Source organism: Schlesneria paludicola DSM 18645 (assembly GCF_000255655.1).
Taxonomy (GTDB): Bacteria; Planctomycetota; Planctomycetia; order Planctomycetales; family Planctomycetaceae; genus Schlesneria; species Schlesneria paludicola.
The window spans coordinates 1,333,209-1,346,086 of sequence record NZ_JH636435.1; the positions used below are offsets into that span (position 1 = coordinate 1,333,209).

The following is a 12,878-nucleotide window of genomic DNA, read 5'->3' on the forward strand; positions in this document are numbered from 1 at the left end:
CCCGAGAAACCTATCCTTTTGGCGCGGGAAAATGAGCCAGTCCCCGGCCTGTGAACGGTACCGCCCGCGAAACGGCGCGGACTCGTGTGGGTTCCTGCCGCCACCTACGGGGCGGCGGGACTCGATCAACGTGGTCGTGTTCCCCCGAGAGAGATTCGGATCGGGGGGAAACCTGGGGCCGACTATTCCGCAGACGTCTTGATGTTGTCGGACGTGCGAATTTCACTGATGCTTTTCAAGTACGCATACAGATCCGCGATTTCTTGTGACGTCAATCCCTTCAGCAGTCCCGTCGGCATCAGCGATACCGGTGACTTTCGTCGCTCTTCGACTTGCGGTGTTTCGATGCGGAATGTCTGCCCCGTGGCATTGCGTAACAGAAAACCGTCAACCGATTCGTAGACGATCAGGCCCGTGTAGGTCTTCCCATCATGGGTCGAAACGACCGTCGTCTGATACCGCGCCGACACATCGCGGCTGGGAAGCAAGATCGCCAAAAAGAGATCCTCGCGCGAGAATCGGCCCGCAGCGCCCGCGAGGTCTGGTCCCAGCGCTGTCCGTCCCCCGTGGCACTGTCGACAGCTTCGCCGCGTGAACAACTCGGAACCCCGAGCCACGTCTCCTTGGTCCCAGTTGGTCTCGACCAAGAGCCGTTTCAGATCGGCCAGTTCCGCTTCATTCGTTCCCGTGTTCAGGCCCGGTTCATTCGGGAAGTGAGTTTCGACCCATTTGGTCCAGTTCTTGACGGTCTCGGGTTGAGGCCGATAACCCGCTTTCCCTTTCTCAAACGGGAACACCGTCTTGTTGTTCCGCTCCAGCAGCGCCACCACCTTCTCGCGCGCCGCATACTCCGACGCGTCGGCTCCCAGGCGTCGGAGCGATTTAACGAGGGCAACCTGTTCCGCCGGTTCGCTGCTCGGTCCCAGCTTTTCCAATGCCGTCAGACAGGCCGACTGCACTTCGGTCTGCGACCACTCCAATCCGGCAACGAACTTCGATCGATCGATCGCTTCCGGCTTGCGACTCAGCACAACCAGCACGGCTCCGCGAACGGGAAACCGCTCAAACTGCTCACGCAGCAGATTGCGATGGGCGGGGTCCTCGGAATCGCCCAGGGCAAACACCACATCGTTCGTCCAGCCATAGTCAGGCGTTTCGGCAATCGCTTTGACGAACGCCGCACGAGCAACCGTCAGCAGTTCGGGCGGCATCTGATTCAGAAAAATGGTATGCCCCGGCCAGCCGAACTTGGGATGCCCCACGATCGACGGCGCGAGAAACTGATCGGCGAGCGCCAGCTTGACCCACGTTTCTTTCACGCGATCGGCCCAACTGGCGTCTTGAGCCAACTTGCGCGTGCGAATTTTCTCTTCCAGCAGCACAAGCGCTCGCACGATCTTGTCTCGCTGACTGACCGAGTGCGTCATGGGACATCGAGCCAGCGACACCAGTTGGTGAATATCGTCAATCGGGTCGGATTCTTCCGTCAGTCGTCCGCAGACCGCGTCGATGACTTTGGCACTATACGTCGTCAGCATCGCGAACAGTCGCGTCATTTCGAGGTCGAGTTCGGTATCCCCCGTGGGAAAGACTTCCGCCAGTTGAACCCGCAGCGGATCGAGTTCGCGTTCAAACTGTTCGAGCGCAATCTTGCTCGAATAGCCATCGAAGGCGGTCGCCTTTTCGGCACCCGGCCCCATGTCACCGAGAGAAATTTGCAGCAGCCGGACCGCGTCGCGTTTCAGTTCGAGGGGATTGTCTCGCTTCTTCAAGACCGCGACGGCGATCGAGGGAATCACACTTCGCACGCGTTGCGTACTGTCGTTGAAACGACCGAGCCAGCCGAAGGCATAGCTGATCACCGCGCGCGTTCCCACTTTCGTGGCTTCGGCCGACATCGTCGACAGCAGCCGCTCGTCCATGCGCGTTACGATCGACGCTGCCAGACTGCGATTGAATCGATCTGGTCCGCCCAGCCGTTTGGCCAGGCCGCCCACGAGTTTGGACCAGTCGAAGCCATTCGGATTGAGGCTCATGCAGGCTTCGAGCGCACAGCGTCCCACCAATGGACTGGGGTCGTCCAGGAACGGGGCGAACGCCGTGGCATCCAGTGGTGCCGCCGTCGTCCGGCCATACCCCCAGATCGCCCGCGCACGCACTTCCTCGGAAGAACTTTTCGCAACGGCATTCAATGTGGCGGTGTCGATTCCCTGAAACATCTCGACCAGCACTTCGATCGCGCGGACGCGGTTGGCAGGTGCCTGCGATTCATCGAGCAACGCGTTCTTGAATGCCACCGGCCCCAGTTCCAGCGCCAGCGGTTTCCAGCTCGCACGCGACCAACTGCTCAGCGGTTGCCTTGCCGTGAGGACTTCGTTCAAGCGATCCTCGCCCGTGACCGCTTCCAGCGTCTTCGGCTCACTTCCGGCATTCGCACTGTCACGGTGTCGAATGCGATAGACGGCACCGCGAGTGCCACGCCCGCCGACGCTGACATACAACGATCCATCCGGCCCAACTTCGACATCGGTGGGGGCAAATCCGTTCTGACCTGTCGCGCTCATGAACAGTTCGGGCTCGCTCGACCACGTATCACCCGCCGGTTTGAGGGGCAGGGCGTGAACCCGTCCGTAGGTCCAGTCGAGAACAAACAACGCTCCGCGGTACTTCTCGGGAAACTGAGTATGCCGATAGCACGCCACCCCGGTTGGAGAACCGCGTCCAAACGACGCCACCGCGGGAGGCATATCAAAGTAACCGTCACGTCGCATCCAGCTCTTGCTGACCCAGCCGTGGTCGGCTCCGGTCAGCGAGTGATAAACTCGCGTCGGTCGATACCAGGGAAGTGAGATCTCCCGCTCTTCATCGCTGTCATAGGTGAAGATGTCACCCTGGGGGTTGAAGGCAAAGTCATAGGTGTTGCGATACCCGTCGGCCAGCAGTTCCCCTCCGGTCAAATCAGGTTTCAAGCGGAACAGCACGCCCGCTCGCGGATTCTTAACGGGCGAAGTGGCCAACGTCGCATAGCGCGAATTCACTCCTGCCGTGTTTCCCGCGATGACATACCACCAGCCATCAGGACCCTGTTGAATCGAGTGGCCATCGTGCTCGCCCCCCGCACGCAGTTTCAAGAATGTTTCCGGCGGACCATCGGCCACGTCGTCACCATTGGCATCTTTCAGCCGCAGAATGGCACCGTCGCCGACACACACCAGCGAGCGACCATTAAAGTACATCCCTTGAGCTCCGCTCTTGGGAAACTCCGAGAAGAGCTGGGCACGATCCGCTTTTCCATCACCGTCGCTGTCGATCAGGATCTTGACGTAGCCCGCCCCCGCGACGACGACGCGGCCTTTCGAGTCCACCGTCATCGAGAAGATGTTGTGAGCCAAATCGTCACTCGCGAACTCGGTGACTTCGAACCCCTCGGGAACGCGAACACCAATTTCGTCAGACAGGACAGTTCGTGAGGCAAAGAGAAGGCCCAGCAAAACGAAGGTACGACATGAAGGGATCAACCGGACGGGCGAACAAGGCATGTGACATCCGTGGTCTGGAAGGAAGGCAAACAGTACCGAACGAATCTTACTCGGCCCAGTAAATTCAGGGCAACGACGGTTTTCCCACCCAAGGCATTGAGTGAGAAATCATGCATCTTGTCACAGAGAATGTCGTGGCATTTTTGAGCGTCGATCGAGCGCCCCATGATTTCAACAGACCACAGTGGGGTGAGATTCAACACGCCGTCCCCAGAGGTTCAATCCTATCGGGTTCGACAACGCGCGGATCAATACTGCGGCTGTGCGACCCCGAGCAGCGAGCCCAGTTGCGTCGAGGAAATCGCGCCGCGTCCCAGACGTGGCTCGAGGGAAATCCCCATGCCGACATTGTTCTTGCTGACGTCGATGTTTGCGCCGACATGCACCAGCAACCACTCGCCGACACGCGTGATCGTGAATCCCTGCCCGGCGCTGCGGCTTTGTGCGATGTCGTACCCCGTGGTCGCCGAAACGACCCACTTGGGACTCAGCACTTCGCTGAGCGTCACGGTCGCAATCTGGCTGTCGAGCGGTCCGCCTTTCACCTGGCGAAGCCCCACGTAGACGCTGCCTCGCAGGCTTCGCTGTGTCAGGACACCGACGCTCCAAAGCTGTTGTCCTTCCGGGAAGAAGTCGTACAGGCTGCTTGCCAGAATCGACGTCCGGTCCCCCACGTGCCAGGCGTAACGTGAATTGACCAACCCAAACGTCTGACCAAAGTTATCGCGGTTCGAATCGGGGAAGACAGACGCCCCCAGGTCCAAGGTCATCCAGTCTTTCACGCGTTGCAGATTCGGCGGGCCGACGCGCGTCTGCAACCGCTGATGCCAGTTGAATCGCGCGACCTGCTGGCTGTCGACAAGTTCACCGTACGGTGCCGTTACAGACGATCCCGCCCCTGATCGAACGGCGTAGAATCGCGGATCAAACTGCACCGGTAGCACACCACCGAAAGTGTCCTGAACGAATCGCATACGAAAACGTTCTTGAGCGTTGTCGTCGAACTCATTCCACTGCAGGATGTCATTAAGCCGTCGGGTTGACCCTGAAATGCTGTAGTCGACATCGACCTGTGATTTATGGACCAACCCATTCAGGTTGAAGATCTCGCTTTGCAAATTCGGGAAGACTCGCTGGAACGAAATGCTCGATCGGAAACCACCGCGTCCATACAGACGGCTGATGGGGTCGCCCGACATGCTGTCGCCCCAATACGCCGCTTCACCCAGGGCGTAAGGTGCCACTTTCAACGCGCCAAGATTGAACGGAAGCTCAACCTCGTGCCGTGACTGCGCCACCAGCCCGCTGGCATTTTGATAGTAGGGCAGGGGAGTAAACACTTCTTGCGGATCGGTGGGAGCCGCGGCCGGGGTCATCACCCCGTAACCAACCGACGAATGGCTGCTGTAGTTGATCAGATTACCCAGGATGGGCTCACCGAGGACATACAGATCCCCACGCGGCAACCACTGTGTATTGTTGTCGTACCAGTTCAGTTGCGTGCGACCGAGCACCGTATAGGCGATGTTGTCTGTCAGGTTTTGATTGAACTGAAGTTTCGTCTCGAGATCTTTGCCCGTATCAAACAACCGCTCGCGATATTGCTCTTGAACGTTGCGATCGCTGACGGAACTGAGTTCTCCGAACAGCTTCGCGTTGATGTCGTCGAGATCATACTCGTGTTCCAACTGGAACAGACCACGATTGGTGGTCGGCGGCACGAGACTACGGCGGTCGGCACCGAGATTGTCCACTCCGCTGTCGTTGAAGTACGAACCGAATCCAGTTCCAAAATACTTGCGGCCGTAATCGTCCGTGCCCTTATAGTTTCCTTGTAGGCCCGCTCCGACTCCGCGATTACTGAGGTAGTCGACATTGAGCAACAACGTCGTGTCGGGATTCTGAGGTCGGTTCAAACTGAACAACGAGAACACATCCCACGTCGTCCGAAGTTGAGCTCCAAAGATTCGGTCAAATCCCACCGAGCCGGTTCGAAGCGGGGTGCTGGTCGTAATGTCTTCGGCCGGCACGCTGACGCGAGGAATGTTAAACAGCGGGAATTGATCCACCAGGAACTGCGTATTGAGTGCCGTGATCCAGTAGTGATCTTCAGGAATGACCGTCCCCGTTTGCGGATTCACGCGTGGTGGTGCGTCGTTCGCAAACAGCCCCTGGTCGCGGCTCTCGAAGTAGATGTCGCTCGATTGGATGCGATAGCCAGGCACGCCATATTGGCTGGTGGTCACCCACCCATTCTGGGCATGAAAATTCTTCTCTGAGTTCTGCATGATCCGATCCGCACGCAATCGGACGCTGGTATCGAGCTGCGCGATGTAGGCGTCGAGCTCGCCGTCCAGGATCGTCGCACGATGATCGCGAATGTCATAGTAGGCGCGCGAGGCTTTGATCACGTTTTCGATTTGTCGTTCGTTGTCTCGCTGTCGTACCTCGATATTTCCTTCGAGATAGATTTGGTACTTTTGATCGGTGGACTGCTGCTGGATTTCCTGGAAATCGTCGGTCCAGATCACGACACGATCCGCCGAGAGGTCGATCACACCCAAGTCGATCCCATTTTCGAGCGGAATTCCCTCGATCAGGATGTTCACTCCGCCAGTGATCCGCGTGACCTGCTCGTACGGGGTCGTATCCGTGGACAGTTCACTGTGGATGTTAAAGGGGCTGCTCATGCTGCGCGGCGACACGCGAATCCGTCGAGTGCCGGCGGCACCTGGGATTCCCAATCCCGGCAAAACCTGTGTCGGCTGGGCCGCAGCAACGGGAACAGTCAACTGTGTCTGACGCAACTTGCTTCGCGACGGGCCAAACTTCCGCAATACCGCCCGCTTGTAAAGCGGATCATCTTCCCCGGGTCGATCGGTCGTGCGTCCACGCACAGTTAGCGTGATACCGCGGGCCGCATCGAGTTCTAATGAGTGCGACGATTCGTTCCGCGCGCCGTTCAGATCTTCAATCCGGACGTCACCTTCCAGATAGACGGACAACCGCTCGACTTTCCCGGTTTCGTCGTCCGAGCGATGAGCCCAGATGACCATGCTGTCGGCAGTCGAATGCGTATTTCCCTGCTCGATGCGGCAATTTCCACGAAACAACGCAATCGTGCCGTTCTCGTCCGTCCATTCCTGACTCCAATCGGCCTTGATCTGGATGGTGGCAACCGATTTGCCGACCAACGCATCGTCCGATCCCCGAATCGGTGCGCGCGACAGCATCACGCCCGCAGTGATGATCACTGCCGACGCCACAAGTAACCAACCGGTAGTTAACAGGTGGTTCCTGCCCGACACGGGCGCTCCCGATTCGAAGGGTGTTACAACGATAAGTAGATGACAAGGATCGATGCGCGGACATCGCGCAGTGGCGAATGTGATCTTCTCCCTTGGCCACGAAAGGGCCGGGAGTATAGGCCCGGTTAAAAAACCGGTCAATTTGGGTTCCGGCAACATCTGCCGGACTTGGCCCGTTTCCGAGGGGCTATTCGAAGATTTTCGTAACGCACACCGAAATCGCTCAGGAAATCGGGCCGCAAACGCATCAAAAAGTCCCGCTCCATCTCCGCAGGGGACGTTCGCGACATACGGTCCACGCGAGGAGCCATGCCCCGGCCACATGAAAAGCTGCGAGGTTTAAGAAGCTTGCGGCACATGAGGCATTCCGTGAGGGTGCGCATCCCTCACGTTGCCCATCGTGACCGATCAGCAGACCAGAGTGGGAGACGGTGCGCCAATCATCCCACGTTCCGCTGCGGGGAGCCTTGAACGTTCATTCCAGCCGACGCGTCCGTCCACAGGAATCCACATTCGCTCAAACCCGCGCCGACTGAGTGCACCGAGGCTGGCGGAGTACCAACCGCCTCAACAGGCCTCACATCATCGGCAACCATCGACCAACCCAACATCACACGACGGGAGCTTCAACCCTGAATTGACATGTTGAGAAACACGCAACCTGCAGGCGAATGAACCTGCAGACGGTATTCAACAGTCTGTCAGGACAGAGCGTCAGTCTCCCTATTCGCCGAGGATTTCCTTGGCGATTCGCTTCAAGGCATCGCTTTCGATCTGGCGAACGCGTTCGCGGGTCAGCCCCAGCGATTCACCAATTTCCTTCAGCGTCCGTGGTTCGGCATCATCCAGACCGAATCGCATCCGCAGGATGGTGGCTTCCCGCGGATCCATCGTATCGAGCATTCGGAAGACGTGCTTCAGATTGTCCGTATCCAACAGTTCGTCTTCGGGGCCCTTCGCACGCTCGTCAGCGACCATGTCGCTCATCATCCAACCGCTCTCTTCGTCGTCGGTCTGGGGAGTTTGCGTGTAGAGCTGGATCGCCGTCTTGACGATGCTCATCTTCTTCTTGGGAAGCCCCAGCTCTTTGGCCACTTCATCTTGAGTGGGAACCCGGCCCAGTTCATCGTTCAGCTTGGCCGTCGCACGCCGCCATTTCGTCAGCAACTCCACCATATAGGCGGGAATGCGAATCGTTTTCGCAGAATTGATCAGGGATCGCTTGATTGACTGCTTGATCCAGTAGCTGGCATAGGTACTGAAGCGGGTGTTCATGTCGGGATCGAAGCCCTCGACCGCCCGCAGCAAACCCAAATTGCCCTCTTCGATCAAATCCTGCAGCGGCAGGCCTTTGTTCGTGTAGGCCCGCGCAATATTCACAACCAATCGCAGGTTCGCACGAACCATGCGGTCGCGGGCCGCCGTCTCGCCATTCGAAATCTGGCGTGAGAGTTCTTTCTCTTCATCGGCGGTCAGCAGCGCGGTTTCATTGATTTCGCGAAGATAAGTTTCCAGCGGGGTTTGCACCGCGGAGAACGATTCGCGAATTCGAGTTGTTTTGGCCATCTCAGGGGGTCTGCCATTCAGGAGTTTCGAGACTTACAACGCGGCCACCTCCTGTGGCAACACCAATGGCTGCTTGTCAGCTCTATCTCATTTATCGGTTTGACCAGTCGGAAATTTCAGAGCGAGACGATCTGAACGCTGGTTTCGGTCAGAGAAACTTGTCTGCGGGCGCAAAAAAACGGACCTGCGGAAGATGACGAACAGGGGTCGACTTTTTCACCAAATCCGCAGGCGTAGACATTGACGAATGCCAAAACGTGACGTACGCGGCCTCCACCAGCTTCGGACACGACGCGAATCGTCTGCCGCCGATAGGAAAACACATCACATTTTCGGCCATCGAGTTGCGTCTCGTGGCCAGTTGTAATGCGCGGGCAAACTGCGGCAACAAATTGGCCATCTAGACGTAAAAAAACGCGGCGGGGGCAATGCCTCCGCCGCGTTTTCTATCTCTGCAATTTCGTTCAGATCGTCTTCAGATCGTCTTCAGATCGCGATCAATCTGCCATCACTGCTCGTAGATGGCAGGTCTTCACACAATCGACTGAACACAACCTGCCGAATCGACCTATCTCGAATCGATCGGATCCTCAATCGCGAGCGACCAAGCCGGTCCACTCGCGATCATCGAGCCAAGGCACCTGCGGGCAATGCACGCAGGTGCGTCAGCATAACGTGGCTGTACCACTATTCCTTCTCGGTGCTTCCACCCAGCGAGAACAGTGGACCGCCCGATCCACCTTCCATACCACCCTTGAGTTCCGTACGTGGCTTTGGAGCCCCGCTGGAATCGCCCGACTTGCCTTCTTCCGAACCACTCAGATCGAGGTTCGACTTGCGGCTGAGACCGATTTTGCGGTCTGTCGAATCGATGCGAAGGATACGGACGTCCAGTTCCTGACCAACCTTGACGAACGTTTCGGGGTTCTCGACCTTCTGGTCTGAGAGTTCCGAAACGTGAAGCAGGCCTTCGAGTTCCGGCTCAAGCTCGACGAAGACACCGAAGTTGGTGATCTTCGTAACCTTGCCGATAACCTGGGCACCGGGTTGGTATTTTTCGGGAATCGTGGTTTCCCATGGGTCCCCAGCCAGCTGCTTCAGGCCGAGTGCAATTCGCTTGCGCTCTTGGTCGACCGAGATCACCTGGCAGGTGATCGGATCGCCCTTCTTCAGCATTTCGTTGGCGTGCGAGATCTTGCGGGTCCAGGACATGTCGCTGACGTGCAGCAAGCCGTCCACGCCCTCTTCCAACTCGATGAAGGCACCGTAGTTGGTCAGGTTGCGAACCGTACCGCTGACGCTGGCGCCTGGTGGGTACTTGGCCGCCACTTCGTCCCAAGGATTCGGCTGAGCTTGCTTCATGCCCAGCGAAATTTCTTGCTTGTCCTTGTTGATGCCGAGCACAACCACATCGACTTCGTCGCCAGGATTGACGAGTTCTGTCGGGTGATTGACGCGTTTCGTCCAGGACATTTCGCTGATGTGAACCAAGCCTTCGATGCCGTCTTCCAGCTTGACGAACGCACCGTACGACATGACGTTGACGACTTCCCCGCGGATCTTCGTTCCGACTGGGTACTTGCCTTCGACGTTGTCCCAAGGGCTCTTTTCCTTCTGCTTCAGGCCGAGAGCGATCTTTTCTTTGTCGCGATCGACGTGCAGAATCATGACTTCGACTTCCTGGTCGATCTTCACCATCTCGGATGGATGGCCGATGCGTCCCCAGCTCATGTCGGTGATGTGCAGCAAACCGTCGATACCGCCCAGGTCCACGAACGCACCGAAATCGGCGATGTTCTTGACCGTTCCCTTGCGCAGTTGACCTTCGGTGATTTCCGACAGCAGGTCTTTCTTCATCTTCTCGCGCTGCAGCTCGATCAGGCGGCGACGAGAAACGACGATGTTGCGGCGGGATTCATCGATCTTCAGAATCAGACACTCGATGACTTTGTCACGATAGAATTCGATGTCTTGTGGACGGCGAATATCGACCTGGCTGGCGGGCAGGAAGACGTTCACGCCGATGTCGACCAGCAAACCACCCTTGATCTTTCGCAAGACCTTTCCAGCGACAACGTCGCCTTCTTTGTGGGTGCTGATGACCTTTTCCCACTCGCGGATGCGGTCGGCTTTCTTCTTCGACAACAGAATCAGGCCGAATTCGTCTTCGATTTCCTCGAGCAGCACGGAAACTTTGTCGCCCGCGACGGGGGGAATTTCCCATTCGTCGATCGGGACAATGCCTTCGCTCTTGTACCCGATGTCGATCAGAACTTCTTCGCCTTCGACGCGAACGACGGTTCCTTCGAGGACCGCGTTGACGTCGTAACCTTCATCACGACGGTTGTAGAGATGGTCGAGACTTCCCTCTTCCAGATGCTCTGCTTCGGCGAGCGAGATGTCGGCAGCCATCTCCAGCTCTTCGTCCGTGATATCAAACTCTCGCAGTAAATTCCGATCAACCATGCTGATTCCGATGTACTTTTACGGCAATGCTCGAACACACTTCGACGCATCACCGAGGAAATCTGTCGCGACGAATCGCCACATTCTTCCAAGGAAATAAAGAACGCCAATCCCGCCAACACGGACCTTCCGCGCCTGATTACGAGTTTGGAGAAACGGAATTCTAGAGACTTACGCCGTTTCGGGCTAGGGGACCAACGCTCACTTTGACGGCAATTTCACGCCGATTTGGCCGAAAAACGACCATCTCACCAATTGCCACTCATCCTGTCGCGTCCGTCGCCCCCTCAGAAATCATCCGCTGCGCCTCACGGCCCGCTGTGCGATAGATTCCCCGATAGTCTTCGGGAAGCGAGGCCGCTTCAACAGTCGCCAGCAGCTTCAGCGCCGCCGTCGGCCGTTTCAAATATTTCACGTAAAGCACGGCCAATTTGACTCGCGGCTTGTCCGCATCATCTCGAAACCGCTGAATGTATTCTTCCAAGAGGGCCGCCGACTCCGGAATCGCCTTTTGCTTGAACAACTCGTTGGCCATCATCCGCAGCTCTTCCCGCGGCAACCGAAAATACTTGTCCGCCTCACGACAATCGCGAAACTCCCCCAACGCCCGGCCGATTTCCCCCTCAAACAAGTACTGCCGAATCCGCGATAGGGGGTCGAGAGACTCATCTGCACCACCCAGTTCTCTCGTCCGAGCAGCCACGGGCGGCACCACCGGCGGGGGTTCCGCATGGGCTGGTCGCACTTTTGAACGCGGCACAACGTCAATCACAGAAGAATCCGCGGCCGAATCCGCCGTCTCTTCAAGCGATTTGAGCTCCCTCAGCTTCGGCTTGAGGCGTTTCTTCTTTTTCGTTTTCGCCGCACCGAACCTCGTCTGGTCAGGAACATCTTCACCCAGGGCCACGACGATATCGCGTCGCTCTTTCGATCGATGGACGTAGGTACCCTGCCAGCCGCCCACCAGCTCCGTCCCCGGTTGCTTGCCCTGCAGGATCGAGAACAGGTCCCAGCCTTCGCAATCGACCCACTTCTGCTTGACGAACAACGCGCCCACGCCAAATCCAATGAGCGCCCCGAGCGCATGCCCGACGGCCCCGGTCACTTCAAACCCACTGGCGCTGAACACCGCGGTGAGCACCTGAATGACAATGTAAAATCCACAAAAGTAGAGATATTCGAACTCAATTAAGGTCGCTCGAAGCCCTACCCACCCGCCGATCCAGACGCAGTAAATCTCGTTTCGCGGAGCCCACATCAACACGATCGCCATCAATCCATAAATCACCAGTGACGCGCCACCCGCACCCGCGTGATAGAAATGCAAATCCTTGCCGTCCGCTTCGCCCGCTTCGTCAAACTTGAGCACGCGCCCATTCGGCAATCGGACTTGAGCGGGCTGCCCCACCCCATTCGGATTGCCGAGTGGCTCGTCGTCATCCCGCTCGTCACCGAAATCCCGGTCCCGCGCGACCTCATCCTGCGCGAACAGCGAATTGCCGCTCCACAACCACTGGTGTGGTGCGAACGGCCGTAATGCACGGCGATCCGAATTTACACCGCCCGATTCCCACCCGTGGCGAGCAACAAGATCTTCATCTCGGATATAGCCCAGCATCGCCGTTTGAATCAGCACGCCGCCGAGCACTCCAATTCCCAGGTACAGCAGCAGATACTTCCACCAGCCCAGCTTGCCTTCGACCACAATCCCAAAGGCCCATAGGAAGAAGATGTTCCCGACCAGATGGAATGGTCCGAAGTGCAGAAAGTTGTAAGCCACCCATTCCAGCGGATGCAGGCCATTTCCGTACGTCAGCAGCCACCCCTGACTCTGAAACCCCATCGCTGTGATGGCGAATGTGACGCCATTCACGACGATCAACACGATCGTCATCCACGGGAAATGGTAGATCGGAGCGTCGGTGCTATACGGAATGATCATCGAATACCCGCTGCCAAGAAGGGGAGGGGTGTGAAAATCCGTGCATGGAAGAGATGA

5 protein-coding genes are annotated in these 12,878 nt (G+C 57.5%); all 5 read right to left on the reverse strand.

The window, feature by feature from the left end; translation table 11 throughout:
- Positions 1–182: 182 nt before the first annotated feature.
- The 5 genes from OSO_RS0122985 to OSO_RS0123025 all read right to left on the reverse strand — a co-directional run bounded on the left by OSO_RS0122985 (position 183) and on the right by OSO_RS0123025 (position 12,821).
- Complete coding sequence (locus OSO_RS0122985; RefSeq protein ID WP_010585448.1) at positions 183–3,539, reverse strand: PVC-type heme-binding CxxCH protein; 3,357 nt, start codon at positions 3,537–3,539, stop codon at positions 183–185.
- A 248-nt stretch (positions 3,540–3,787) separates the two neighbouring features.
- Positions 3,788–6,847, reverse strand: a complete 3,060-nt coding sequence (locus OSO_RS0122995; RefSeq protein WP_157605402.1) for a hypothetical protein — start codon at positions 6,845–6,847, stop codon at positions 3,788–3,790.
- 723 nt (positions 6,848–7,570) lie between these two features.
- Positions 7,571–8,413 carry a sigma-70 family RNA polymerase sigma factor gene (locus tag OSO_RS0123005; RefSeq protein ID WP_010585450.1) on the reverse strand — a complete coding sequence of 281 codons (843 nt, stop codon included), beginning with the start codon at positions 8,411–8,413 and terminating at the stop codon, positions 7,571–7,573.
- Between the two features lie 687 nt (positions 8,414–9,100).
- Positions 9,101–10,879 carry a 30S ribosomal protein S1 gene (locus tag OSO_RS0123015; protein WP_010585452.1) on the reverse strand — a complete coding sequence of 593 codons (1,779 nt, stop codon included), beginning with the start codon at positions 10,877–10,879 and terminating at the stop codon, positions 9,101–9,103.
- Positions 10,880–11,141: 262 nt separating this feature from the next.
- Positions 11,142–12,821, reverse strand: coding sequence for a rhomboid family intramembrane serine protease (locus OSO_RS0123025; protein WP_010585453.1), 1,680 nt, complete (start codon positions 12,819–12,821; stop codon positions 11,142–11,144).
- Positions 12,822–12,878 lie beyond the last annotated feature (57 nt).